Origin of the sequence: Bradyrhizobium sp. ORS 375, from assembly GCF_000239775.1 — a bacterium.
Classification (GTDB): Bacteria; Pseudomonadota; Alphaproteobacteria; order Rhizobiales; family Xanthobacteraceae; genus Bradyrhizobium.
In genome coordinates this window covers 1-26,280 of sequence record NZ_CAFI01000024.1, presented here as the reverse complement: position 1 = coordinate 26,280, position 26,280 = coordinate 1, and the positions used below count along the sequence as shown (strand labels likewise).

At 66.7% G+C, this 26,280-nt stretch carries 20 protein-coding genes and 1 pseudogene; 12 read left to right on the top strand and 9 right to left on the bottom strand.

Annotated elements, in window-relative coordinates:
- The first annotated feature begins 210 nt into the window (after positions 1 to 210).
- Positions 211 to 753, top strand: coding sequence for a PRC-barrel domain-containing protein (locus BRAO375_RS02075; protein ID WP_009025788.1), 543 nt, complete (start codon positions 211 to 213; stop codon positions 751 to 753).
- Positions 754 to 822: 69 nt separating this feature from the next.
- Here the strand turns inward: BRAO375_RS02075 and BRAO375_RS02070 are convergent, their stop codons facing one another.
- The 5 genes from BRAO375_RS02070 to BRAO375_RS02050 form a co-directional block, all read right to left on the bottom strand.
- Positions 823 to 2,226, bottom strand: coding sequence for an ATP-binding protein (locus BRAO375_RS02070; RefSeq protein ID WP_009025787.1), 1,404 nt, complete (start codon positions 2,224 to 2,226; stop codon positions 823 to 825).
- Between the two features lie 24 nt (positions 2,227 to 2,250).
- Positions 2,251 to 2,991 carry a response regulator gene (locus tag BRAO375_RS02065; RefSeq protein WP_009025786.1) on the bottom strand — a complete coding sequence of 247 codons (741 nt, stop codon included), beginning with the start codon at positions 2,989 to 2,991 and terminating at the stop codon, positions 2,251 to 2,253.
- A gap of 431 nt (positions 2,992 to 3,422) precedes the next feature.
- The gene (locus BRAO375_RS02060; RefSeq protein ID WP_009025785.1) at positions 3,423 to 4,649 is read right to left on the bottom strand and encodes an ABC transporter substrate-binding protein; all 1,227 of its coding nucleotides are present in this window, start codon (positions 4,647 to 4,649) and stop codon (positions 3,423 to 3,425) included.
- Between the two features lie 104 nt (positions 4,650 to 4,753).
- Positions 4,754 to 6,391, bottom strand: coding sequence for a DUF4403 family protein (locus BRAO375_RS02055; RefSeq protein ID WP_009025784.1), 1,638 nt, complete (start codon positions 6,389 to 6,391; stop codon positions 4,754 to 4,756).
- Between the two features lie 248 nt (positions 6,392 to 6,639).
- A complete protein-coding gene (locus BRAO375_RS02050) occupies positions 6,640 to 7,338 on the bottom strand; it encodes a L,D-transpeptidase (RefSeq protein ID WP_009025783.1) in 699 nt (232 codons plus the stop codon).
- A gap of 346 nt (positions 7,339 to 7,684) precedes the next feature.
- On the opposite strand from BRAO375_RS02050, the gene BRAO375_RS02045 reads away from it, so the two are divergent.
- The 3 genes from BRAO375_RS02045 to BRAO375_RS02035 all read left to right on the top strand — a co-directional run bounded on the left by BRAO375_RS02045 (position 7,685) and on the right by BRAO375_RS02035 (position 10,243).
- Complete coding sequence (locus BRAO375_RS02045) at positions 7,685 to 8,740, top strand: glycosyltransferase family 4 protein (RefSeq protein WP_009025782.1); 1,056 nt, start codon at positions 7,685 to 7,687, stop codon at positions 8,738 to 8,740.
- 51 nt (positions 8,741 to 8,791) lie between these two features.
- On the top strand, positions 8,792 to 9,481 hold the full coding sequence (locus BRAO375_RS02040) for a class I SAM-dependent methyltransferase (RefSeq protein WP_085964431.1): 690 nt from the start codon (positions 8,792 to 8,794) through the stop codon (positions 9,479 to 9,481).
- Between the two features lie 129 nt (positions 9,482 to 9,610).
- Positions 9,611 to 10,243 carry a hypothetical protein gene (locus BRAO375_RS02035; RefSeq protein ID WP_009025780.1) on the top strand — a complete coding sequence of 211 codons (633 nt, stop codon included), beginning with the start codon at positions 9,611 to 9,613 and terminating at the stop codon, positions 10,241 to 10,243.
- Positions 10,244 to 10,538: 295 nt separating this feature from the next.
- Here the strand turns inward: BRAO375_RS02035 and BRAO375_RS02030 are convergent, their stop codons facing one another.
- Complete coding sequence (locus BRAO375_RS02030) at positions 10,539 to 12,203, bottom strand: aminotransferase class III-fold pyridoxal phosphate-dependent enzyme (protein WP_009025779.1); 1,665 nt, start codon at positions 12,201 to 12,203, stop codon at positions 10,539 to 10,541.
- A gap of 35 nt (positions 12,204 to 12,238) precedes the next feature.
- Between BRAO375_RS02030 and asd the strand changes: the two genes are divergently transcribed.
- The 6 genes from asd (at position 12,239) to BRAO375_RS01995 (ending at position 19,561) form a co-directional block, all read left to right on the top strand.
- The gene (asd, locus tag BRAO375_RS02025) at positions 12,239 to 13,114 is read left to right on the top strand and encodes an archaetidylserine decarboxylase (RefSeq protein WP_009025778.1); all 876 of its coding nucleotides are present in this window, start codon (positions 12,239 to 12,241) and stop codon (positions 13,112 to 13,114) included.
- Positions 13,115 to 13,223: 109 nt separating this feature from the next.
- Positions 13,224 to 14,222, top strand: coding sequence for an NUDIX domain-containing protein (locus BRAO375_RS02020; RefSeq protein WP_009025777.1), 999 nt, complete (start codon positions 13,224 to 13,226; stop codon positions 14,220 to 14,222).
- A gap of 129 nt (positions 14,223 to 14,351) precedes the next feature.
- The gene (locus tag BRAO375_RS02015; RefSeq protein WP_009025776.1) at positions 14,352 to 14,861 is read left to right on the top strand and encodes a (2Fe-2S)-binding protein; all 510 of its coding nucleotides are present in this window, start codon (positions 14,352 to 14,354) and stop codon (positions 14,859 to 14,861) included.
- Complete coding sequence (locus BRAO375_RS02010; protein ID WP_009025775.1) at positions 14,858 to 15,874, top strand: FAD binding domain-containing protein; 1,017 nt, start codon at positions 14,858 to 14,860, stop codon at positions 15,872 to 15,874. The genes BRAO375_RS02015 and BRAO375_RS02010 overlap by 4 nt, the downstream gene beginning before the upstream one ends.
- A gap of 4 nt (positions 15,875 to 15,878) precedes the next feature.
- Positions 15,879 to 18,083: a xanthine dehydrogenase family protein molybdopterin-binding subunit gene (locus BRAO375_RS02005; protein ID WP_009025774.1), complete on the top strand. Its 2,205-nt coding sequence runs from the start codon at positions 15,879 to 15,881 to the stop codon at positions 18,081 to 18,083.
- A gap of 584 nt (positions 18,084 to 18,667) precedes the next feature.
- Positions 18,668 to 19,561, top strand: a complete 894-nt coding sequence (locus tag BRAO375_RS01995; protein ID WP_009025773.1) for a DUF3313 domain-containing protein — start codon at positions 18,668 to 18,670, stop codon at positions 19,559 to 19,561.
- Between the two features lie 335 nt (positions 19,562 to 19,896).
- On the opposite strand, the gene BRAO375_RS01990 is transcribed toward BRAO375_RS01995, so the two are convergent.
- Genes BRAO375_RS01990 through BRAO375_RS01980 form a run of 3 tightly spaced genes read right to left on the bottom strand, consistent with a single transcriptional unit; the run spans position 19,897 to position 24,675 of the window.
- Complete coding sequence (locus BRAO375_RS01990; protein WP_009025772.1) at positions 19,897 to 21,858, bottom strand: MacB family efflux pump subunit; 1,962 nt, start codon at positions 21,856 to 21,858, stop codon at positions 19,897 to 19,899.
- Positions 21,858 to 23,150, bottom strand: a complete 1,293-nt coding sequence (locus BRAO375_RS01985) for an efflux RND transporter periplasmic adaptor subunit (RefSeq protein ID WP_009025771.1) — start codon at positions 23,148 to 23,150, stop codon at positions 21,858 to 21,860. Before BRAO375_RS01985 ends, BRAO375_RS01990 begins: the two co-directional genes overlap by 1 nt.
- Positions 23,151 to 23,187: 37 nt before the next feature.
- Positions 23,188 to 24,675, bottom strand: coding sequence for an efflux transporter outer membrane subunit (locus BRAO375_RS01980; RefSeq protein ID WP_009025770.1), 1,488 nt, complete (start codon positions 24,673 to 24,675; stop codon positions 23,188 to 23,190).
- A gap of 216 nt (positions 24,676 to 24,891) precedes the next feature.
- On the opposite strand from BRAO375_RS01980, the gene BRAO375_RS01975 reads away from it, so the two are divergent.
- The gene (locus tag BRAO375_RS01975; protein WP_009025769.1) at positions 24,892 to 25,659 is read left to right on the top strand and encodes a response regulator; all 768 of its coding nucleotides are present in this window, start codon (positions 24,892 to 24,894) and stop codon (positions 25,657 to 25,659) included.
- Positions 25,649 to 26,280: pseudogene (locus BRAO375_RS01970) on the top strand (ATP-binding protein); the annotation flags it as partial. The gene BRAO375_RS01975 and the pseudogene BRAO375_RS01970, both read left to right, overlap by 11 nt.

Here is a 26,280-nt window from a genome sequence, read left to right as displayed (position 1 = left end):
GTCGTCGCAGCGAGCTGCTTCGAATCCTTTGACAACGGTCGTCATTTCCATTCGCCGAGTTGAGCGACGTCCGCCAGAACCGTCACTCAGTAACACTTCCGCGCTGCGGTGGGACCGGTTGTCGCGCAACATGGCGAAATCGCGGTTCCTGGGGAACGCCGACTGCCCGGTGCAGTTCTCTCGTCACCATTCACTGAGAGGAGACACCACATGGTGATGAAGACTGTTGCGGCCGGCCTCGCCGGTTCCCTGCTGCTCGCGACCGCTGCCTTTGCCGCGGAGAGCACCACCACGACCACCAACACCACGATCAAGAGCGACACCACCGCGGCGTCCTATCAGGGCGACTGGCGGACCTCGAAGCTCGTCGGCGTCAAGGTCTACAACAACAACAACGAGAACGTCGGCTCGATCGACGACATGCTCGTCGACAAGAGCGGCAACATCAAGGGCGTCGTGATCGGCGTCGGCGGCTTCCTCGGCATGGGCGAGCACCTCGTCGCCGTCTCGTTCGACCAGGTGAAGTTCTCGGATCAGCCGGTGCAGTCCAACACCGCCTCGACCGCTCCGGCCACGGGCACCAGCTCCACGACCGCGCCGCCGGCCTCGACCACCACGACGGGGGCCGCCACCGGCACGTCGTCGTCCTCCTCGATGAGCTCGTCGAAGAGCCGCTGGTATCCGGACCACGCGATGATCAACGCGACCAAGGATCAGCTGAAGTCGATGCCCGAGTTCAAGTACTCGGAGTAACGACACCGCAACCGATCGGCGGATCGCATCGACGCGGCGCGCCCGGGATCTCCCGGGCGCGTTCGCGCGTCAGGCGGCGGGACGCAGCGTGGTCCGGCTGAGCGGCAATTCGATGCGGGCGATCAGTCCGTGCGGCTTGCGGTCGTGCAGCGACAGCTCGCCGCCATGCGCCTGAACGATCGCCTTGGCGATCGACAATCCGAGCCCGAAGCCGGTGGCCTCGTCCATGTTGCGGGCTTCGTCGCCACGAACGAACGGCTCCAGCATGTCGGACTTCCGGGCATCCGCGATTCCCGGGCCGTCATCCTCGACTTCGATGGTCAGACCCTGGCCGGCAACCGTCAGCCTGACCACGATCTCCTTGCCGTACTTCGCCGCATTGTCCACCAGGTTGGTGACGGAGCGCATCAGATCGTCCGGGCGCACCGTGGCCATCGCGCGCGCCGGGCCGACATAGCTCACATGATGACCGACATCGGCAAACTGGTCGGCGACGAGCTGCAGGATGCTCGCGATATCGACCAGCGTCATCGGCTCGAGCTTGCGGCCATTGCGCAGGAACGACAGCACCGAGCCCAGCATCGCGTGCATCTGATCGAGATCGGCCAGCATGCGGCTGCGCTGCAGCTCGTCCTCGACGAACTCGCAGCGCAGCCGCATGCGGGTCAGCGGCGTGCGAAGGTCGTGGCTGATCGCCGCGAGCATCTTGGTCCGGTCGTTGATCAGCGCGGTGATGCGCTGGCGCATCCGGTTCAACGCCCGCGCCAGCGAGCGGATTTCCTCCGGTCCCCGCTCGGGCAGGGCAGGGCCCTCGCCATCGAGGCTGAAATTCTCCGCCGCCTTGGCAAAGCTCGACAGCGGCGACGTCAGCGCGCGCGCGGCCCATAGGCCGAGCAGCGTCGTGCTGATCAGCGCGAACAGGATCGTCGTCAGCCACGGCGCGCCCCAGAATGGCGGCCGGCGCGGCCGGTCCGGCGCCTTGGCCGAGATCAGGTCACCGTCGGGCAGTGCGAAGACCACCCGGCGTGCGAGCGACCCCGGCGGCGGCATGAAGACGCGGTAGCCCGGGCCGAGGCCGCGAAAGCCGCCGGGTCCGTGCCCGCCCTCGGGCGGGCTGCGGGGGCCGACATCCGGCTCGCCGCCGCGCGGAGCGCCGTCTTTCTCCGTCCCGCCGGGCGATTGCGCCAACTCCGGCGGCAGTGGCCCGGACTGCGCCTTGATGTCGAACTCGGGATAGGCGCGGGCGATGTCGATGAGCAGCCGTGCCCGCTCATCCGCGGGGGCGCGCCCGAGGACATGGATCACGGTCGCGAGCTGAAACGGGCCGGCCTCGTTCTCACCCGGTGGCTGTTCGGCGCGATAGATCAGGAACGTCGCCGTGATGATGGCGTGGAGCGCCACGATCGAGATGGCCACCAGCGCCGTGATCTGGCCGCGGATTCCCTTCAGGTTGAGAAAGCCGAACGACGTCATGACAGCGCCACCCGATCAGCTCCGTCAATGGCTCTGCGGCGCGGTCACCACCTCGACGACGGGCGTGAACATGTAGCCGCCGGACCGCACGGTCTTGATCATCGTCGCCTCCTGCGGATCGGGCTCGATCTTGCGGCGGATGCGGCTGACCAGCACGTCGATCGAGCGCTCGAACGAGCCGGCGCTGCGGCCCTGCGTCAGATCGAGCAGGCTGTCCCGCGACAGCACGCGGCCCGGCCGCTCGCAGAAGGTGCGCAGCAGATCGAACTCGGCGCTGGTCATGGCGACGCGCGCGCCCTCGGGATTGCGCAATTCGCGCAGGCGGAAGTCGATCTTCCAACCGAGGAAGCTCAGCGCGGTCGCGCCTTCGGTGGCGCTTGCGGTCATTGCCGCCGCCTGGCGGCGCAGCACCGCATTGATGCGGGCGAGCAGCTCACGCGGATTGAACGGCTTCGGCAGATAGTCGTCGGCGCCCATCTCGAGTCCGAGGATGCGGTCGACGTCCTCGCCGCGCGCGGTCAGCATGATGATCGGCACCTGCGATTCCGCGCGCAGCTTGCGGCACAGGGTCAGGCCGTCCTCGCCGGGCAGCATCACGTCGAGGATCAACAGGTCGATGCGGTGATCGCCCATGATCCGGGTCATCTCGCGGCCGTCGGTCGCGGTGGTCACGTTGCAGGCGTTGTTGCGCAGATATTTCGCGATCAGCGTCCGCGTCTCGCGGTCGTCCTCGACGACAAGGATGTGGGGTTGTGTCTGGGCCATACCGTCAATTGACCTAGAATCGCGGCGTTTTGCGAAGTTTTTTGTTACGGAATGTTTCCTGGCGGCAGCGTCCGGCAAGGCCAGGACACCGTGTAGCGCCGTGTTGCGGCTTTCGTGTGGGGGCGTCAAGCCGGACGCGAACGGAGAGGTGCCAAGGTGCGGGCGGCGGCAGCAGACTACCGAAGCCTTGCAGGTTCAGTCGCAAAAAGCCGCTGTGCGTGAATGTGCCCTCTCCCCTTGCGGGAGGGGGCATGTAGGACAGAGCGGCGTACTCACTTGGGTGAGGGGTATCTTTCCGCGAGCGAGCCCGCGGAGAGATACCCCTCACCGGAGCGAGTCAGAGGATGGGCCGGCGATGCCCTCTCCCGCAAGGGGAGAGGGCGCTGGATCGCACAGTGGTACTGCACAGGACAATCGCGCGTCGATCAGTCCTACTTCACCAGCGGGCAGCCGCCCTTGTCGAGCGGGCGGAAGGCTTCGTCGCCCGGCACGGTCGCGATCAGCTTGTAGAGGTCCCAGTCGCCTTTCGATTCCTCTGGCTTCTTGACCTCGAACAGATACATGTCGTGGACCATGCGGCCGTCGATGCGGATCTTGCCATTCTTGGCGAAGAAGTCGTTCACCGGCATGGCGCGCATCTGCTCCATCACCTTCGGCGCCTCGTCGGTGCCGATCGCCTCGATGGCTTTCAGGTAATGCATGGTCGCGGAATAGAGCCCGGCCTGGATCATGGTCGGCATGTGACCGACCTTCTCATTGAAGCGCTTGGAGAAGGCGCGGGTCTCGTCGTTCATGTCCCAGTAGAACGCGTCGGTGACGATCAGGCCGGAGGTCGACTTGATGCCGAGCGAATGCACGTCGGTGATCTCCATCAGCAGGGCGATCATCTTCTGGCCGCTCTGCGCCAGGCCGAACTCGGCGGCCTGCTTCAGCGCGTTCTGGGTGTCGCCGCCGGCATTCGCCAGGCCCACGACCTTCGCCTTGGAGGCCTGCGCCTGCAGCACGAACGACGAGAAGTCCGATGAGTTCAACGGATGCCGCACGTCGCCGAGCACCTTGCCGCCGGCCTCCTTCACCACATTGGCGGCATCGCGCTCGAGTGCCTGGCCGAACGCATAGTCCGCGGTGATGAAGAACCAGGTGTCCTCGCCGCGCTTGACCATCGCCTTGCCGGCGACGTTGGACAGCGCATAGGTGTCGTAGGTCCAGTGCACCGTGTTCGGCGAGCACTGCGTGCCGGTGATGTCGGAGGAACCGCCGCCGGAATTGATGTGGATCTTGTTCTTCTCGCGCGTCAGCGCCGAGATCGGCAGCGCCACGGAAGACGTCGGCACGTCGAAGATCGCATCCACCTTCTCATTGTCGTACCAGTTGCGGGCGATGTTGACGCCGACGTCCGGCTTGTTCTGGTGGTCGGCCGAGACCACCTCGACCTTCTTGCCCTTGACCTTGCCGCCGTAATCCTCGACCGCCATCTGCACCGCGACCAGCGAGCCCTTGCCGGTGGCATCCGCATAGAGGCTCGACATGTCCGTGAGCACGCCGATCTTGACGATGTCGTCGGAGATGGTTTGCGCCTGGGCGGTTCCGCACAACGCCGCGAGTGCGAGGGCGGCGGCCAAGGCTTGTGCGGACAAGGTTTGCGCCGAAGGTCTCATGTTTCTCTCCCGAGATTGTTGTTGTTGGCGGGAGAGTCATAACGGCCGGCGTCGCGCGGCGCAAAGCGGCTGCGCGCATGGGACGGTTGCGAAACGAACGCGAATCACAGGCCGGGCAGCGAATTGACCCGCACGGTCATGGTGCCCTCGGCGGTGGCAATCACGCGCAGCGTGGTGGCGTCGAAGGCGATGTCGGTGAGCGCCAGATTATTGACGTCGGTGTCGACGCGGATGCCGTTCTCGTTCTTCTGCAGCTCGGCGATCGCGGTCGCGATCTTCTCCCGGACATTGTCGGCGAACGGTTTGAGATCGATCACCGATCGTTCCAGCAGAGCGCGCTGCAGGTGCGGAACGGCGGCGCGCGCCGCCGCGCCGAGCAGGCCGAAGGCGGCCTCGGATTCGACGGCAAGCTGCAGGTCGGAGAGACGCAGGATCTGCTGCGCCTGGTCGACCATCGGGCGGCCCCAGATGTGCACGGTGGCGTCGGCGCCGAAGCCGAAGAAGCTCTCTTTCTCCTTGCCCTTCACCTGCAGCGAGATCAGCAGCCGATTGCCGGACGGCACGACGGTCGCATGCTTCACCGTCACCGCGACCGGACCCGACCCGTCCTCGGGGAACGTCCGGCCCGCGAGCTGCGAATCGACCAGCTTGGTGAGCTCGGTGAAAGGCACGTCGATGGGAACCGCGACATTGATGCCGCCCGTGGTCGGCGGAACGATCGTGATCTTCTCGGGGAAGGGACAGACCGGCTTGGTCTCCGCCGCGGTCACCTTGGTTTCCGCCTCGATGCCCATCGTGATGCTGGCGGTGGTCGAATCAATCACCGGCTGCGCGGCAAGAGCGCGCGTCGGCTTGATCTCGAGCCAGACCGCCGGCAGCCCCGGCGCCGTGCCCTGTAGCGGCACTGAGCGGCAGGCGCGGGCCCACTGCGCCTGTGCATTGCGCTTCAGCGTCGGGTCCTTGCGCAGCCGGTCGCTGAGCGCGGCGAGCTGGTCGTTGACGGTCTTGTCGATCACCGGCTTCATCTGTGCCGGCACGTTGACCCGGGCGCCGGCGACGGTGAGCGCAGTGTCGCCGAGATTGACCTGGGCCGAGAAGTTCGGCTCGACATACCAGGACGCGGCAACACGGGGCCGCATGGCGATCAGGACGTTGCCCTTGATGTCGGCGGTGGCGTTCAGGTTCTTGATGTTGATGCCGCCGATCTGCTTGGCCGCGTCGGAGCCGAGCAGGCCGCCCAGCGCGTCTCCGATCGCGCCGGTCGCCTTCGACGACAGCGCGCCGGTGACGTTGAGCCGCCCGGACAGCGGCGTCGCCAGCGACAGCGTGTCCTGAGTGCCGGTCGCGGCAATCGCCCCGCGGTTGACGGTCCAGCCGATGTCGGCGTTCTGCAGGATCTGGCTGACGGGATTGTCGGCCTTGCCGGTGAAGTTGCGCGGTGTCGCCTTTTCGGCGGCGTCACGGATCGCGCCGAGCGAAATCGACACCGGAGCCATGATGATGGAATTGCGCGTCGCCGGCGGCAAGGGCGGCAGCTGCGTCACCTGGGGCGCCGGCGTGCTGCCCGAGAACAGGACCACTTCCGCGACGATGATGCCGATCAGCACGAGGGCAGCGAGCGCCGCGGCGCCGATCAGGATCAGCCGCAGCCGCGGCGGTGAGCGTCGCGGCGGCCGTTGCGATTTCGGAGCGAGCGGGTGAGGCCTGCTCTGCCAATCCGGTCGCGGCATCGGAAGATTCATGTCGGATCCACGGACTCCAGGTGCCGCGGCGCTCGGGAAGGCGGACGCGGCGAGATCGCGGTTAATAAAAGATTGCCGAGCTTACAGGGCCGGACCGGGGCGCGCCAGAGCAGGCCGCAAAGCTGCGGGCCTTCAATCGGCCGTGATGGTGAACGCCCGGACCCGCGCAAAGAAATGACCGCCGGGGCACGAGGCCACGGCGGTCCAGTCAGGGAGGATCAGAGAGGAGGGCCGAAAGCCGGTGGCGGTCAGCGCGTCACGCGGCCGAGATCGGCGCGGCGCTCCATCGGCAGCACGATCACCTTGGCGCCGACATTGACGCGGGAATAGAGGTCGATGACGTCCTGGTTGGTCAGGCGGATGCAGCCCGACGACACATGCGTGCCGATCGTCTCCGGCGCGTTGGTGCCGTGGATGCGGTACACCGTGCCGCCGAGATACATCGCGCGGGCGCCGAGCGGATTGCCCGGGCCGCCGGCCATATGGCGCGGCAGATAGGGCTGGCGCGCGATCATCTCCGGCGGCGGCGTCCAGTCCGGCCATTCCGCCTTCCTGGTCACCGACTGCACGCCCGACCAGGTGAAGCCGTCGCGGCCGACGCCGATGCCGTAGCGCATCGCCTGGCCATTGCCGAGCACGTAGTACAAGTACTTGTTCGGCGTATCGATCACGATCGTGCCGGGCGCCTCGCGGGTCATGTAGCTCACGACCTGGCGGCGGAGCCGCCCTGGCAACTCATAAGGCGTCGCCTCGTCCTCTTGCGGATTGATGATCTGCGGCGCTGCTGCGGGCGGCTCGTAGGTCGCAACCGGCGGCGGCAGCAGGAACGGGAAGGGGAGCGGTGCAGGGGAGGCGGCGTGGGTCGGCGCGGTGGCCACGCAGACAGCGGCGATCAGCGCGCCGAACAGAAGACGGGAAGGTGAACGGATTGGGCCCGAGGTAATCATGGACGTCCCCTTGCTTGTTGCTTGAAGCGCGCCGCCGTTGTCTCGGTCGGCTCGTTGAAATCAGTTGCCTGTCATCATTGCTTGTGGCGCTCTTGACCTGCGCCTGATGCTGCAACTCATAAGGGAGAAAAGTTTCGTTGCGTTTGCGCCGTGCCGCCAAAACGGTTTCGTCGGCTTAACCGTTTGTTTCATGACGGTTTCACGACAAGGGTGCGCGCGCCGAGGCGATCGGCGCGACGCAGGCGGTTAAAAAGAGCCTTCGACAGTTCGATGACGTCACACGCCTGAAATAACAATGTCGGAATTTGCGGCTGTTCAGAATCGCTGCAACTTTCCGGATCGCCTTATGCGGATCTTAATCGCAACCGACGCCTGGCACCCGCAGGTCAACGGCGTGGTGCGCACGCTGACATCGCTGTCGCGCGCCGCCGCCGGCCTTGGCGCCGACATCACCTTCCTCACGCCAGAAGGATTTCCGTCCTTCGCGGTGCCGACCTATCCGGGGCTGCGGCTCGCGATCACCCGCGGCGGCGAGATCGCCCGGCGCATCGAGGCTGCCGCGCCGGATGCGATCCACATCGCGACCGAAGGCACGATCGGCTGGGCGGTGCGCCGCTACTGCTTGCGCCATGGCCTGCCGTTCACGACGTCCTACACGACGCGCTTTCCGGAATATGTCTCGGTGCGCACCGGCATCCCCGACGCGGTCGGCTATTGGGTGATGCGCCGCTTCCACGATGCTGCCGCGATGACCATGGTCGCGACCAATTCGCTGCGGCAGGAGCTCGCAGCGCGCGGCTTCAAGAAGCTTGGCTTCTGGACGCGCGGCGTCGACACCAAGCTGTTCAATCCTGATGCGCCGGCGGCGCTGGATCTGCCGCGCCCGGTGTTCATGTCGGTCGGTCGCGTCGCCGTCGAGAAGAACCTCGATGCGTTCCTGTCGCTCGATCTGCCCGGCTCGAAGGTGGTGATCGGGGACGGCCCGCAGAAGGCGGAGCTGGAGCGCCGCTTTCCGACGGCGCATTTCCTCGGCGAGAAGACAGGCAAGGACCTGACGGCGCACATGGCTGCCGCCGATGTTTTCGTGTTTCCCAGCCTGACTGACACCTTCGGTGTCGTGCAGCTCGAGTCGCTCGCTTGCGGCACGCCGGTGGCGGCGCTTCCCGTCACCGGTCCGCTCGACGTCATCGCCGATCATCCGATCGGAGCGATCGACTGGGATCTGCGCGCCGCCTGCCTGAAGGCGCTGACCATGTCGCGCGACACCTGCCGCTCCTTCGCGCTCGATCGCTCCTGGGAGAACAGCGCGCGCCAGTTCATCGGCAACCTCGCGATTCTCCAGCCCTCGCGCGCGGCTCGTCCGACGCCGGTGCTGGCCGGGCAAAGCGTGGTGCGCGGCTGATCGCAAACGGCGCGTGACGTCATTCATTCCAAAACCAAGTGAGATGTAACGATGGCAGAAACCATGAAGCTCGGCGGCGCGCGCGAGCTTGACTTCGACCGAGAGCAGGTCGAGCAGGCCTATGACCGTTGGGCGCCGATCTACGACCTCGTGTTCGGGGGCGTGTTCGCCAAGGGCCGCAAGGCCGCGATCTCGGCCACAAACAAGATGAGCGGCCGCGTGCTCGAGGTCGGCGTCGGCACCGGCATCTCGCTGCCGCTCTACGCGCCGCATGTCCGCGTGTTCGGCACCGACATTTCGGAGGCGATGCTTGGCAAGGCGATGCGCCGTGTCGCCGAGCAGCGGCTGAAGAACGTCGAGGGCCTTGCGGTGATGGACGCCGAGAATCTCGACTTCCCCGATGATTCCTTCGACGTCGTGATGGCGCAATATGTCGTCACTGCCGTGCCGAATCCGGAGGTCGCGCTCGACGAATTCGCCCGCGTGCTGCGTCCCGGCGGCGAGCTGATCATCCTGACACGCGTCAGCGCCGACGTCGGCGTGCGCCGCGTCATCGAGCAGGCGCTGCAGCCGGTGGTCCGCCGGCTCGGTTTCCGTACCGCAGAGTTCGGCTGGTCGCGCTACATGCGCTGGCTCGCCGGTGCCCAGCGCATGGAGCTGGTCGAGCGCCGCCTGATTCCGCCGCTCGGACACTTCTCGCTGGTTCGCTTCCGCAAGATGGACCGCGCCGCCGCCGCCTGACGGCCGCAGCCTCCGTCCGACCCGTAGTGTCCGACGTGTTCCTCGTCCTGTCGTGTGACATCTTGATGATGTCACACGAACTACATCGAATCCCTGTACATGACCTGCAACTCATTCTTCGGAGCAACCATGATCAAGCACTTCCTGGAGCAGCTGCGGATCCAGCGCTGGGACGACCATCGCTACTATCACCACAGCCGAATCAATCAGAGCCTGCACTTCGTCAGCGCGCTCAGCTTCCTGATCGCCTATGTCATGATGGTGTTCGATCCGCTGGTCTCGGCGCTGATCGGCTGGCTGGTGTCGATGACCTCGCGCCAGGCGGGGCATTTCTTCTTCGAGCCGAAGGGCTATGACCACGTCAACCAGGCGACGCACGAGCACAAGGAAGAGATCAAGGTCGGCTACAATCTGCAGCGCAAGGTCGTGCTGATGTCGATCTGGGCCGCTGCTCCCGTGGTACTCTATCTGCAGCCGACCCTGTTCGGCCTGCTGTCGCCCTGGACATCGGCGATGGATTTCGTGCGCGAGACCGCCAAGCTGTGGCTGGTGATCGGCATCGGCGGCCTGATGTTCCGCACCATCCAGTTGTTCTTCATTCGCGACGTCGAAACCGGCCTCGTCTGGATGACCAAGATCATCACCGACCCGTTCAACGACTTCATGCAGTACCGCTCCGCGCCCTTGGCTCTGCTGCGCGGCGAGCTGATCGATCCGGGCTTGCACCTGATGAGCGAAGGCCTCGAGGAGCAGCACGCCTGAGCCTGATGCTCGATCGGACATGTGCGATGCCCGGGACTGGCCCGGGCATCGGTGTTTGTGGGGAAGCGTCAGTGTCTTTCAGGAAGCGAAAGTGAGATCAATCGCGCACGCAGCCAAGGCGGCAGTGCCACCCTCCCCTGGAGGGGGAGGGTCGACGCGCGCGCAGCGGGCGTCGGGGTGGGGTGATCTCTCCACGGGCACTGGCCTGCGTGGAGAGATCACCCCACCCCGCCTTACGTGCCGCTGCGCGCCCCGTAAGGCGACCCTCCCCCTCCAGGGGAGGGTAGCAGCGAACTCAGCGTCCGAAGGCGGCGCCGAGCATCTCTTTCAGGATCTGGCGCTTGATGCCCTTGTTGGTGAGGGTGCCGTCGTTCCACCACCAGCCGTCCTGCTTCATCTTCTCCGCGGCCGCGACGACGCGCTTGGTCACTTCGGCGAAATCGGCGTCGGTGTAGTTCAGGCTGAAGATGAAGCGGCCGGTGCCGACCCAGCTCAGCGCCAGGCCCTCGGCGCGCAGGTAATATTGCAGCATCCAATTGTAGCGCGACGGCACGGTGTACTCGACCAGCCAGATCGACTGCATGTTGGAGACGCGCACCGGCAGATCCTTGGCGGTGAGCTCCGCATTGAGCTTGGAGGCGCGGCCGTTCCAGGTGTCGTCGAGGCCGTCATAGATGGCGCGGAAGTTGGGGCTGTCGAGCCGGCTCAGGAACTCGTCCATCGCCGTCATCACATACGGATGCGAGTTGAAGGTGCCACGGGCGAAGCAGATGTCGGCGGGACGGTCGTCGCGGAAGCGGCGCATGTACTCCTTCTTGCCGCAGACCACGCCGATCGGCAGCCCGCCGCCGAGACTCTTGCCGTAGGTCACCATGTCGGCCTTGATGCCGAAATACTCCTGGGCGCCGCCCGGCGCGAGCCGGAAGCCGAGGAAGACCTCGTCGAACAGCAGCACGATGCCGCGCTCAGCGCACACCTCGCGCAGCTGCTTCAGCCAGGCCGTGTAGGCCTCGCGGTCGTAACGCCCCTTGCGCGAGGAATCCACCAGCGCCGAATCGCCGGGCGCGTTGCTGTTCGGATGCAGCGCCTGCAGCGGGTTGACCAGAACGCAGGCGATGTCGCGCCGCGTGCGCAGGACGTGCAGGGTGCGCTCGGACATCTCGGCGAGCGTGTAGGTCTCGTGCGGTGCGATCGGGTTGCCGACGCCGGGCTGCACGTCGCCCCACCAGCCGTGATAGGCGCCGGCGAAGCGCACCAGATGAGACCGGCCGGTGTGGTAGCGGGCGAGCCGCACCGCCTGCATCACCGCCTCGGTGCCGGACATGTGGAACGAGACCTCGTCCATCCCGGACAGTTCGGTCAGCCGCTTCACATTCTCGGCGACGACGGGATGATACAGCCCGAGCACGGGCCCGAGCGCCTGCGCGCGCCGCTCGGCGGCGGCGATGCATTCCTTGTAGAAGTCGTAGCCGAAGATGTTGACGCCGTAGGAGCCGGTGAGATCGTAGAACTGATTGCCGTCGAGATCGGTCACCGTCACGCCCGACGACGACTGCATGAACGAGCCGGCGCCGAGCTGCTCCTTGACCAGCCGGCTGTACTGGAACGGCACGCGGTAGGACTGGGTGAACTGCAGATCCGAGATGCGGCTCGCCGCTTCGGCGGTGAGCGCGCGGCTCTTGGCGAACTTCTCCTGGAACAGTGCGCCGAGCCGAAAGAAGGCGTCCTGCCGCTGCGTGGCGACCGCCTGGGGCGCGCCGTCGGAGCGGAAGAAGTCGTCGATGTCGAACTCATAGCGCGGGATCAGCTTGGAGATCCGGCGGGACATCTTGGAATGGCCGGCCAGCGAGCGGTGCTTGGCGCGCGACAGTTCGATGCGGGCCTTGACCTTTGGGGCGACGGCGGCCGTCACGGCAGCGCCAACGGCGAGCGATACATAAGGAATCGAGTTTTCCATCATGTCCAAAAGCGCTAACCACTCCTGCTGACAGATTCATGACAGTCAAAAGCCTGATCGCCTCCTTCACCCAACAGGAAGATCTCAACTTCCTGCTCACCAACCGCGTGCCGCGGGCCGCGCTGACCCGCTTCATGGGCTGGTTCTCGAAGATCGAGAACCCGCTGGTGAAGGACACGTCCATCGCGCTGTGGAAGCTGTTCTCCGATCTCGACCTCTCCGAGGCCAGGGAGAGCGAGTTCAAGAGTCTGCACGCCTGCTTCACCCGCGAGCTGAAGCCGGGTTTGAGGCCGTTCGATCCGGATCCCTCCATCGTGACGACGCCGTCCGACGGCATCATCGGCGCGCACGGCACGATCAAGGACGGCGAGCTCTACCAGATCAAGGGCGCGCCTTATTCGCTGAAGGAGCTCGTCGCCGATCCCGGCGTGGTCGAGACCCATCGCAACGGCAGCTTCGTCACGATCCGGCTGACGTCGAGCATGTATCACCGCTTCCACGCGCCGGCGGACATGACGCTCGAGCATGTCAGCCTGATCCATGGCGACGTCTGGAACGTCAATCCGATCGCGCTGAAGCGCGTCGAGCGGCTGTTCTGCAAGAACGAGCGCGCCGTGATCCGCACCCATCTCGCCACGGGCGAGCCGTTCACGATCGTGCCGGTCGCCGCGATCCTGGTCGCGAGCATCCGCCTGCACGCGCTCGACCGCGTGCTGAATGCGCAGACCGAACGGCCGCTGAGCCATGCCTGCAACAAAGAGGTGAAGAAGGGCGATGAGCTCGGCTGGTTCGAGCACGGCTCGACCATCATCCTGCTCGCGCCCGGCGACTTCGCGTTTGCGCCTGACATCGCCGAGGGCGCGCGTGTCAGGGCCGGGCAGCCACTGTGGCGCAGGCGCGTCGCCGTCGATTGAATGTGACACGTCCACGACGGCAATCTCGATTTCGCCGTTGCGCGTCGCCATATCCTGGCGTTGAACTGGCGAATCGGCGGGCTGCAACCCGCGAGGCGTGGGAGAGGCGATGGCGAGAGCGCCGATCATGGCGGCAGGTGGCATCGTGCTGCGGCGGGAGCAACCCCCGCGGATCGCGGTCGTGCGCCTGCGCAAGCGCGACGAATGGGTGTTGCCGAAGGGCAAGCTCGACGACGGCGAGACGCCGCGCGACGCGGCCAAGCGCGAGGTGCTGGAGGAGACCGGTCACAAGGTGACCGTGCATGAATTCCTCGGCACGCTGGTGCATGACACCGGCACGCGCTCCAAGGTCGTGCACTACTGGCGCATGGAGGCGGCAGGCGAGGCGTCGCAGCCGCTGATGGATGACGTCCGTGCCGTGGACTGGCTGCCGCTCGATGCTGCAGTGGAGCGGCTGTCACGCGATCACGAGAAGACATTCTTGGAGACGGTGGGGCCCTATGCGCTCGCCGGCCTGATCCGCAAGGCGAAGGCGAAGCCGGCGCAGGAGCCGGCCAAGGCTTCGGTCGAAAAAGCGGCCGTTGTCAAAGCGCGGACCGAGCAGGCGGCTGCGGTCGATAAGCCAGCGTTGGAGAAGCCCGCGACTGCCAAGAAGCGTCGCAATCGTGTGGCGGCGCAGCCGGCGCCGTCGGAGCTTTCGACGCCTCTCACGATCCCGCCGATGGAGGTCACCGCGGCCGCGCCTGCGCCCGAGCTGGCGCTACTGCCCGATCCAGCGGAGCCGGCGAGTGCCGAGCTGCCCGCGTTGCCATCGCAGGACGACGCCGTGGCGATTCCAGCTGACCTGCCGGGCGTGGAGCGCGTGCCGGCTGATCTCGAGCGCGTCGAGGCCGTGGCGGCTGCGATCAAATCGCTCGTTCCCAGCCCCGCGCAGCCCGCCCCGGAAGGCAGCCGCGACAGCGAGGACGTCTCCTCGGAGACGCCGCCCCCCGGCACAGCAGCCGAGGCGCGGCCCGACGCTGCCGCGGCGGCAGTTCAAACGCCGGATGGCAGCGCCCGGCGCAGCCTGGCGCAGAAGATGCGCGCCTGGCTCGGCCGCGCCGCCTGAGCCATATCACGCAGAGCGTGGTCCGTCCGGCTGGCCCCCGGGGCCAGCCCTGCTGTCCGCCACGCGAAAATTGCTGAGAACCATTCGCGCCATTGCGGGTTGATGCGGGTCCGTCAACGGAGACCCCGCATGAGCCCGTCGCGCGAGAGTGCCGCATCTCTCACCAAACCTGCCCCGCTGTCCGTCACGCTGCGGATCAACGGCGAAAGCCGCACGCTGTCGGTGGCGCCCTGGACGACGCTGCTCGACCTGCTGCGAAACCATCTCGATCTCACCGGTACCAAGAAGGGCTGCGACCACGGCCAGTGCGGCGCCTGCACCGTTCTGATCGACGGTCGCCGTTCACTGTCCTGCCTGACCCTCGCCGTGATGAAGGACGGTGCCGAGATCACCACGATCGAAGGCCTCGCCAAGGGCGACGAGTTGCATCCGCTGCAGCAGGCCTTCATCGATCATGACGCCTTCCAATGCGGCTATTGCACGCCGGGCCAGATCTGCTCAGGCGTCGGCCTGATCGCGGAAGGCAAGGCGAAGAGCAAGGACGAAATCCGCGAGCTGATGAGCGGCAACATCTGTCGTTGTGGCGCCTATCCGAACATCGTCGGCGCGATCGAGCAGGCGATGGGAGGCGGCCGATGAACAATTTCGACTACGCGCGCGCCAGCGACGTCGCCGAGGCCGTCAGGCTGAAGGCTGATACCCCCGATGCGAAGTTCATCGCCGGCGGCACCAACCTGATCGACCTGATGAAATATGACGTCGAGCAGCCGCGCCGGCTGATCGACATCACCCGCCTGCCGCTGAACGCGGTGGAGGAGACCAGCGGCGGCGGCGTCAGGATCGGCGCGCTGGTGCCGAACAGCACGCTGGCCTATCACCCTGTGATCGAGAGCCGCTATCCGTTGCTGTCGAGCGCGATCCTCGCCGGGGCCTCGGCGCAGCTGCGCAACATGGCCTCGACCGGCGGCAACCTGCTGCAGCGGACGCGCTGCGCCTATTTCTACGACGTCGCCACGCCCTGCAACAAGCGCGCGCCGGGCGCCGGATGCTCGGCCAAAGACGGCCTCAACCGCAACCATGCGATCCTCGGCGCGAGCGCCGACTGCATCGCCACCCATCCGTCCGACATGTGCGTGGCGCTGGCTGCGCTGGCCGCCACGGTGCACGTCGCGGGGGCCCAAGGCGAGCGTGTGATTGCGTTTGCCGATTTCCACCGGCTGCCCGGCGACCGGCCCGACCTCGACAACACGCTCCGTGCTGATGAGATCATCACCGCCATCGAGCTGCCGGCGCAAGGCTTCGCCGCCAACTACAGCTATCTCAAGATCCGCGACCGGCTGTCCTACGCCTTCGCGCTGGTCTCGGTCGCAGCGGCGCTCGATGTCGAGGGCGGTCGCATCCGCGAGGCACGATTGGCGCTTGGCGGTGTCGCCCACAAGCCGTGGCGGAACGATGCCGCGGAGGCCGCGCTGCGCGGCCAGGCGCCGGAGCGCGCGGCGTTCGAGCGCGCGGCCGACATCCTGCTCCAGGATGCCAGGCCGCAACAGCACAACGCCTTCAAGCCTCCGCTCGCCCGCCGCGCGATCATCAGAACATTGACGCAAGCCGCTGATGGCACGCCGCAGGTTCAATCCATCAAGTCCATCCGGTGATCTCATGACAGCTCACATCGGCACCGCCACCTCCCGCGTCGACGGCCGCGCCAAGGTCACAGGCGCCGCCAAATACGCCGCCGAGTTCAACGCGCCGGATCTCGCTTTCGGCGTCGTGGTCAGCTCCACCATTCCGAAAGGCCGGATCGTCAGCATCGACACCAGCCGCGCCCGCGCGGTCGAGGGTGTGATCGACGTGCTGACTCACACCAACCGGGTCAGGATGGCCGACAAGGACGACGGCTATCGCGACGAGGTCGCGCCCGAGGACGGCTCGCCCTACCGCCCGCTCTACGACGACCGTGTGCATTTCAACTTCCAGCCGGTCGCGCTGGTCGTTGCGGAGGATGAGGACACGGCGCGCTTCGCCGCCACGCTGGTCGACCTGCGGTATCACACCGAGGAGTTCGCGACCGATCTGTATGCGAAGCGCGAGCAGGCGTTCAAGGTCGACAAGCCGGTGAAGCCGCGCGGTGACGCGACCAAAGCACTCGCCGGCGCCCCCGTGCGTCACGATGCCGAGTATGGCGTGCCGATCGAGTATCACAATCCGATGGAGCTCTACGGCTCAACCGTGCTCTGGAAGGACGGCGGCAAGCTCGTCGTCTACGATAAGACCCAGGGCGTGCAGAACGTGCAGCGCTATGTCTGCAGCGTGTTCGAGCTGAAGGAGGACGACGTCCAGGTCATGTCGCCGTTCGTCGGCGGCGCCTTCGGCTCCGGCCTGCGGCCGCAGTTCCAGGTCGCACTGGCGGCGATGGCTGCGCTCAAGCTCAAGCGTGCCGTGCGCGTGGTGCTCAGCCGCGCCCAGATGTACGGCCTGTGCTATCGGCCGGCGACGATCGAGCGGCTCGCGCTCGGCGCTGCCAGGGACGGCGCGCTGGCCGCCCTGACACACGAGGCGATCGCGATGACCTCGCAGCACGAGGCCTTCTCGCGCAACGACATCGGCTGGGGCGAGGTGCTCTACACATCGGAGAATTCACGCGCGACGCACCGGCTCGCCAAGCTCGACGTGCCGACGCCCGGCGACATGCGCGCGCCGGGTGCGGCGAGCGGTGTCTACGGCCTGGAATGCGCGATGGACGAGCTCGCCGTCGCGCTGAAGATGGATCCGCTGGAGCTGCGGCTGCGCTGCTACTCCGATCGCGACCAGGACAAGAACCTGCCGTTCTCCAGCAAGCGGCTGAAGGAGTGCTATCGGCAGGGCGCCGACGCGTTCGGCTGGTCGAAGCGCAGCGCCGAGCCGCGCTCGATGCGTGACGGCCGCGAGCTGGTCGGCTGGGGCATGGCGAGCGGCGCCTGGGAGGCGATGCAGATGCCGTTCGCCTCGCGCATCGTGATGACCGCCAACGGCCATGTCGAAGTGGCCAGCGCCACCTCGGACATCGGCACCGGCACCTATACGATCATGGCGCAGGTCGCCGCCGATATGCTCGGCGTGCCGCTCGACAGCATTACCGTGAAGCTCGGCGATTCGACCCTGCCGAAAGCCCCGGTCGAGGGCGGTTCGTGGACGGCGGCCTCGATCTCTCACGCCATCGTCAATGCCGCCGACGACATCCGCGCCGAGCTGCTGACGATTGCGCAGACCATGCCGGATTCCCCGCTGAAGGGGCTGACGGCCGATGAGGTGACGCTGGCCGATGGCGCCATCGTCGCGATCGCCGATCGCGGCCGCTCGGTGGCGATGTCGGACGTCATGCGCCACGGCGGCAAGGACCGTATCCAGAAGGAGCGCGGTGCGGACTTCGAGGACGACGACAAGCACGCCCACAACACCCACTCGGCGATTTTCGCTGAAGTGAAAGTCGACGAGGAGCTCGGCGTCGTCAAGGTGACGCGAATCGTCAGCGCCGTCGCCGCCGGCCGCATCCTCAACACCAAGACCGCATCGAGCCAGATCATGGGCGGCATGGTCATGGGCATCGGCATGGCCCTGCACGAGGAGGCGCAGATCGATCACCGCTTCGGCCGCATCATGAACGCCAACATCGCCGAGTATCACATGCCGGTGAACGCCGACGTGCACGACATCAAGGTGATCTTCGTCGAGGAGGAGGATCGCATCATCAACAAGATGGGTATCAAGGGCGTCGGTGAGATCGGCATCGTCGGCGTTCCCGCCGCGATCGCCAACGCTGTCTATCATGCCACCGGCAAGCGCGTGCGCGACCTGCCGATCACGCTGGACAAGCTATTGGGGTGAGAGGCGTGGTCTCGATCCGACCTCGTCCATGGCAGAGATATCGAATACTGAAATCCTGAGCTGTCGCGGCCAGAAAGGCTGCGAGAGGTTTACTCCGTCATGCCCGGGCCTGTCCCGGGCATCCACGTCTTTCCAGGCATGCCGAACCACGTGGATGGCCGGGACACGCCCGGCCATGACGATGCGGAGAGAGACGAGCGCAAAACTGCGATCGTCAAATTCGGTAGCCGTGGGTGATAGCGGGGCTGATCTCTCAAGGCTACGCGCCGGGGAAGCAGGAATGTGCGCGAGGCTGCCAGATGTGATTCCGTTGAAGCACATCCTGCTCGATTTGGCGGAGCACCGCTTCCAGGTCGTGGTCAGCCTGGCTAGGCGCTGTCCTGGTGATTTCAAGCATCGCCGCAATCACCAGCGGATTTTGAAACCCGCGATCGTACCGCGACCAATCCTGCCGCACTCTCTCCTTGGTTGGTGGCCTATGGTAACATCTCTCCACCGTTCCGCCGCATGCTGTCCGGATTGTCCGGGCACAAGCATGGGGCGCCAGAGCCGGCGCAAATCGGTCAGCGAGAGGCGATCCCGGCATGGTCGACATCGAGCATTTGGTCCGCTCAAGCACGTCTGTGTCCCTTAAGCATATTGCCGCGTTGGGCGCGGCCATCGGCCTTTCCGGCTGCGCGACGGCGCCGATCACCCAGAGCGGCGCGCTCAAGTCCTATCAGTCATTAGCAGAGTCGAACGGCCTGCTCGCCAAGTCGGTGCTCAACATCAACAAGGACAATGTGCTGGCTGCTACGACGGTGCGCATCATGCCGACGACCTTCGCAGGCGATGTCGGGTCGGTGCTCGGCGAGCCGCAGCAGAGGCTGGTGACGAATGCCGTCGATCGCGCGCTGTGCCTCAATTTGAGTGAGCGTTTCACGGTGGTGGCGCCGAACGAGCGGGCTGACCTGACGACGCGTACCTTCATCACGCAAGCGGCTGCGACGGATCCGGTGGCCGCGGGTGCCTCAAAGGTCGTCTCGGCCGTGCCCGGCGCACTCGGCGTTCCCGTGCCGGTGCCGCGTCTGCCGATCGGGCTCGGCAGTCTCACCATCGAAGCGGAGGCCGTGGATCGCAGAGGCCGGCAGCAGGCTGCCATGGTCTGGGCGCGCGGCGCCAACTCCTTCACCAACTCGCCGGTGATCTCGCAGGCCGGCGATGCCTACGATCTCGCGGGCTCGTTCAGCGCCGATTTCGGCCAGCTGCTGGTGACCGGCGAGACACCCTTCGGCAAGCCGCCCAAGATCCCCTCGATCGACCGCATCGGCGCCGCGCTCGGCGGCAAGCCGAAGAACCCCGCCTGCGAGGCCTACGGCAGAGATCCAGGCCTGATCGGCATGGTCGCAAGCCGCCTCGGTGCCCCGCCGGAATGGACCGACAAGGGGGCCGTGGCGCAGGACGCGCAGGCCAGCACGCAGATGGCGGCGAAGCGGTAGGGGCTGGGCGGAAGTAGATGTGAGAGGCCCGTAGGAGAGTATCGAGCACTCACCCCAAACGACGCTGCGCCCCCTCTCCCCGTTCTTACGGGGAGAGGGTCGGGGTGAGGGGCAGCCGCACGGGCGGTGCCCTTGGTGAAACTCGACTTCATTCTATCGAACGATATGAATCGATGTCGTTCTCGCAAGAGTGAAGTAGGCGCCGTAATTGGACACTTCCCGTGTGGCTGCCCCTCACCCCAGCCCCTCTCCCCGTAAGAACGGGGAGAGGGAGCAGACTGCCGTCGCCGCGGCGGGCTCGACCTAATCAGCTCAACGCCTTCATCTCCTGCCAGCTACTCCCTCGCCAGCGCCGTGGCCGGATCCAGCCGCGACGCACTGCGGGCGGGCATGTAGCCGAAGCCGATGCCGATGGCCATGGAGATCACGGCGGAGCCGACCATCGCGAGCGGCGAGTAGATCAGCTGGAAGCCGGCATCGAGCGCGTTGAAGACCGTGCCGAAGCCGACCGCAAGGAAAAGGCCCAGCGCGCCCCCGAGCAGGCAGACCAGCACCGCCTCGATCAGGAACTGCGTCAGGATGTCGCTGCGCCGGGCGCCGACCGCCATGCGCACGCCGATCTCGCCGACGCGCTCGGACACCGACACCAGCATGATGTTCATGACGCCGATGCCGCCGACCAAAAGTGAGATCACGGCGATGGCCGCGACCAGCAGGGTCAGCACCTGCGTCGTGCTCTCGACGGTCTTGCGGATGTCGTCGGTGTTGAGGACGAAAAAGTCCTTGGTGTTGTGCCGCGAGACCAGCAGCGCCGTCGCCGCGCGCTCGGCCTCCGCCATCGGCGTCGCCTCGTCGACGCGGACGCTGATGCTGCGCAGCACTTGGTTGCCGATGAAGCGCGCCTGCACGGTGGTGTAGGGCAGATAGACGATCGGCGTCGAGCTGGAGCCGAAGCCGGCCTGCTGCTGCTTGGTCACCCCAACGACGCGGCACGGCACCTTGCCGATCAGGACCACGCTGCCGAGCGGGCTGACATCGGCATCGGGGAACAGCGCCTTGCGCGCATTGTCGTCGATGACGGCATCCTGCGCATAGGATCGCACCGTATCGGCATCGAGATAGCTGCCCTCGGCGAGCTCGGTGTTCTTGACCCGGAAATACTGCTCGCCGACGCCGGAGACCTGCGCGCTCACCTCGATCGCGCCGAAGCGCAGCGTGCTCGTCGTCGACACCGTCGGCGAGATCGCGTCGACATAGGGCTGCTGAGCCATCATCTTGGCGTCCGCGAGCACCAGCGTCCTGATCTTGCTGGCCTTGGTGTCGCCGAAATCCTTGCCGGGGAAGAACTCCAGCGTGTTGGTGCCAAGCCGGTTGATGTTCTCCAGTACGCGCGCCTGCGAGCCGCGGCCGAGCGCGAGCACCAGGACAACCGAGGCGACGCCGATGATGATGCCGAGCATCGTGAGAAAGGCACGCAGTCGATGTGCGTTCATCGCGAGCAGCGCCATGCGCGCGGCTTCGCGGAAGCGATCGAGCGCGCTACGCCACCACGAGGCGACCGGCGCCGGATGGTCCTCGCTCGCCAGGGACGTCTCGGGGGCAGGACTGCGCGGGTTCGGCCGGTCGGAGATGACGCGGCCGTCCTGCAGCTCGATGATGCGCCTGGCACGCTGTGCGACGCCGGCGTCGTGCGTGACGATGATGACGGTGCGTCCCGTCGCGCTGATCTCGTCGAGGATGCGCAGCACCTCCTCGCCGCTGGCGCGGTCGAGCGCGCCGGTCGGCTCGTCGGCCAGGATCACGTCGGGATCGTTGACCAGCGCACGCGCGATCGAGACCCGCTGCTGCTGGCCGCCCGAGAGCTGCCCCGGCCGGTGTCCGATCCGGCTGCCCATGCCGAGCCGCTGCAGCAGCGCCTCGGTCTTGCGGCGCCTCGCCTCGGGCGAAAGCCCCGAATAGACCGCGGGGACCTCGGCATTCTCAGCCGACGTCAGCTCGCCAAGCAAGTGGTAGCGCTGGAAGATGAAGCCGAAATGCTCGCGGCGCAGCGCTGCCAGCTCGTCGGGGTCGAGCGAGCCCATTTCCCGCCCGGCGATCCGGTAGCTGCCGGAGGTCGGGCGGTCGAGACAGCCGAGAATGTTCATCAGCGTCGACTTGCCGGAGCCGGACTGGCCGATGATCGCGACCATCTCGCCACGCGCGATTGCGATGTCGACACCGCGCAGCGCATGCACGGTGCCTTCGCCCGAGGCATACCGCCGCCCGACGTTCTGCAGATCGATCAGAAGCTCAGGCATCACGGACCTCCGGCTCCGGGCGGCGGCGGCATGATCGTTTGCTTTGGTCCGTCGCTGGCGGCCGAGATCACCACGCGCTCGCCCTCTCGCAGGCCGGACTGCACCTCGGCCCGGATCTTGTTGTTCAGGCCGATGCGGACGCTGCGCTTCTGGAGCGTGCCCGCGCCGTCGATCACGCGCACGGGATAGCTGCCGTCGGCATTGGCGTTGCCGAGCGCCGATGACGGGATGGTCAGCACGTTGCGGGCCTCGCCGAGCAGAATGTGGACCTCGGCGGTCATGTAGGTCATCAGCCGCCCGTCAGGATTGGCGACGTTGAAGACACCGTTGTAGTAGATCGCGGCAGAGCTGGACGAAGACGACGTGCTGCTGCTGCTCGACGACGTCGTCGTGGTCGAGGAGAAGCTGGAGTCGCTCTTGACCGATTCCGGCGCCGGCTCGATCGTCCCGAGCGTGGCCGTGTAGCGGCGATCCGGGTCTCCCAGGATCGTGAAGTAGACGTTCTGGCCCGGCCTGACCCTGACGACGTCGGCCTCGGAGATCTCGACGCGCACGGTCATGGTCTCGACCTGGCCGAGCACGACGATGGTCGGCGCGGATTGCACGGCATTCACCGTCTGGCCCTGCTGGGTGGCGATCGACAGCACCGTGCCGTCGATCGGAGCGGTGATCCTGGTGTAGCCGAGATTGACGCGCGCGGTCTCGATCGCGACCTCGGCCTCGACGATCTGCGCCTCAAGCTGGGCGATCTGCGCCTGGGTCTGCTTCACGGTGGCTTCGGCGCTGTCATAGTCCGCGCGCGATGAGGCCTTTTGCGCCAGCGTCGTCTGCTGCCGCGCGAGGTTCGCTTCGGCCAACGCCAGCGTCGCGAGCTTCTCGTCGCGCTGGGCGCGGACGCTGCGCAGGCTCGCCTCGTTGGTGCGCAGCGTATTCTGCTGCGTCAGCGAGTCGATCTCCGCGATCAAATCGCCCGCTCTGACCTTCTGGCCCAGTGTGACGCTCAGGGCGACCAGCCGGCCCGAGGCCTGGGCGCCGACCGCGACCAGCTTGACCGGCTTCAGCGTGCCGGTGGCAAGCACTGTCTGTTCGATGTCACCGATCGTCACTGGCGCGGTCACGAGATTGGCGCTGGGATTGCTCGTATAGCGGCTGGCGATCAGGCCCAGCGCCGCAAGCACGAGCGCCGCGGTGACGAACAGGGGCCAGCGGCGGCCTCGCTTCGGCTTGGACGAGGGCGCGGTGCCGTCGTCGATCGCGACCGGGCCGGGCAGGTGGGGCAGGGGTGCGTTCATCGGGCTACTTCGCAGACGCTCATGGATCACTCTGGGATCATCGGGGCGCAGCGGCTTGCGCGAGATGCGGGCCGGTGCCGCTGTCGACGACCTCCGGCACCGTGCTGTCGATCGGTCCGGTCCAGCCGCCCCCCAGCGCCTTGGCGAGTGCGACATAGTTCTTGGCCACGTTGGCGCGGCTCGCGAGCAGGCTGTCCTCGGCGGTGAATTGCGAGCGCTCGGCATCGAGCACGTCGAGGAAGGTGCTGGATCCCGTCTGGTAGAGCGCGCGCGACAGCCGCGCGGCGTCGCCATAGCGGCGCGCGGATTCCGTCAGGCTGCGGATGCGCAGCCGCTCCTGGCCGAGATTGACGATCGCGTTCTCGACGTCCTCCAGCGCGCTCAGCACCGCGTTGCGCCAGGCGACGTGGTATTCGTCGCGCTGCGCCTCGGCGATCTCGACCGCGGCCTGCAGCTTGCCGCCATTGAAGATCGGTAGCGAGACGCTCGGCCCGATCGACCAGCCGATCGTCGAGCTCCTGCCGAGATCGCCGAGCTTGAGCGCCGTCGTCGAGACCGTGCCTGTGAGGCTGACATCCGGATACAGCGCCGCCGCCGCCTGTCCGATCTTGGCCGTGAACTGCGCGAGCTGCCGCTCGGCCTTGCGGACGTCGGGACGCATCGTCATGACGTCGGCCGGGATGCCCTTGGGCAGCGGCAGGCGCGGCGAGGGGATCGGCAGGGGGCGGGACAGGCGCTGGCTGAGCGCGCTGGGATCGCGGCCGAGCAGCACGCCGAGCCGGTGCACCGCCTGCTGATAGCTGCTCTCATATGTCGGGATGGTCGCCTCCGTGCTGGCTGCGAGCGCCGAGGCTTTGGCCGTGTCGACGGCCGAGGCCGAGCCGGCATTCTGCTTGCGCTCGGTCAGCGCTGCGGTCTCGCGCTGCGAGGCGGCGGTGCGCCGCGCCAGCGCCACCCGCGCCTGATAGGCCCGCGCATCGATGTAGTTGGAGGCGACGTCGCCGATCAGCGTCAGCAGCGTCGCGCGCAGATCATCCTCGGCGGCGTCGACGCCGTAGCCGGCCGCCTCGACGGCGCGCCGGTTGGCGCCGAACAGATCGAGCTCCCAGCTCGAATCGAAGCCGGCCTGGAATTGGCTATAGGTGGTCGGAGCGATGGCGATGCCGGTCGTGGCCGTGCCCGCGCTGCGGGTCTCGGTGGCCGAGCCGGTCCCGCTCACGGTCGGAAACAATGCGCCGACGGCCTGGCGCTGCGTCGCGCGGGCCTCGCGGATGCGGGCCTTGGCGGCGGCGACATCGAGATTGCCGGCGACGGCGTCGCTGATCAGTTGATCGAGCAGGGAATCGCCGAGGTTGCGCCACCATTGCGCAAGCTTCAGCGCCTGTGCAGGCTGGTTGCGGTCGCTGCTCCAGCGCGCAGGCGTACCGAAATCCGGCTTGATGTAGTCGGGCCCGACGGCGCAGCCGGCGAGCAGCGGGGTGGACAGGCAGAGGGCGAGCAGGACTGGCTTCACGGGGCTGGGCATCGCGGGTTGGAGGAGGCCGCGCCGGCCGCATCAGCCTCGCCGCAGGACTTCCCTGTTGATGTTTGTCTGATCCGCCAAGCCTTAGGCGCGATGGCCGTCGCGCAGGGTTAAGTCGCGTGAAGAAATGTTTCCGCCTTAACAATACAGCTTGATTTCGCCACGATCGGGCGCCGCTTCGGGCTGTTCTTTTCGGCCAAAATCGACCATGTTCCGCGCATGATGTCGTCACACAATACCGCCGTGACTATCGACGCGAACCTGCCGGCTGCCGCGCGCATTCTCTGCGTCGAGGATGATCGCGAGATCGCAGCATTGCTCACCGAGCTGTTGCAGGAGCACGGCTTCGCGCCGCGCTTTGTCGCCTCGGCGGCGGCGATGAATGACGTCCTGCAGCGCGAGCAGGTCGATCTCATCATGCTCGACCTGATGCTGCCGGACGAGGACGGCATGAGCATCTGCCGCCGCCTCCGCCAGATCTCGACCGTGCCCATCATCATGGTCACCGCCAAGGGCGAGGACATCGACCGCATCCTCGGCCTCGAGCTCGGCGCCGACGACTATGTGGTCAAGCCGTTCAATCCGCGCGAGCTGGTGGCGCGCATCCGGGCGCTGCTGCGCCGCTCGCAACTGCATCCCGCCGTGATCGCCGCGCGCCAGGCGCCGATGATCTTCGAGGGCTGGCGCATCGAGCCGGCGACGCGCACGCTGTTCGATCCCGACCGCGTCAAGATCACCGTGACCAGCGCCGAGTTCGACATCCTGCTGGCGTTCTGCCGCAACGCCGGCCGCGTGCTGTCGCGCGAGCAGCTGATCGAGCTGGCGCATGGCGGTCAGGCCGGCCCGGTCGAGCGCAGCATCGACGTTCACATCAGCCGCATCCGCCAGAAGATCGAGCCCGGCGCGAAGAGCTGGAGCATGATCAAGACCGTGCGCCTCGGTGGCTACGTGTTCACGCCAAAGGTCGAGACTCTCGATGAAGCCTGACAACAAGACGTGCCCGCGGCTCGGCCTCACCACGCAGATCGTGACCTTGGCGTCACTCTCCCTGCTGTTCGGCATGGTCGTGATGATCGCGGCGGCGCTGCTGTTCCTCGATCCGCCCGACGAGCAGGAATCGCCCGCCTACGGCGTGGCGCGCGTCGCCGAGGCGGTGCATTTCGTCCGCGCCGCGAACGACCCCGTCGCCGTCGAGAGCAGCCTGTCGAGCCTGCGCAGCTCCGGCATCCCCGTCGAGCTGGTGCCGCTGACCGCGCTGACGCTGCTCGCCAAGCCGGCGCCGCACGTGCCCTTGACCTCGAAGCTCGCCCGCCGTCAGCTCGCCGTGCTGCGCGACATCAACTTGCTGCACGGCGTGAGCTATGGCGCGGCGCCGCCGACCCAGATCATCGTTCAGGTCGACGGCGAGCGCGCGCTGGTGTTCGACGACGTGCCGCGGCTGGAATTCTGGTCGATGGTGGTCAAGCCGACCGCCGTGTTCCTCTTTCTCATTCTGATCCTCGGCGTGCTGCTGTCGATCTATGCGGCGCGGGCGATCATCCGGCCGCTCTCCGAGATGGCGCGCGCGGCGGCCGCGTTCGGCCGCTCGCCGGGCGCGCAGGAGCCGCT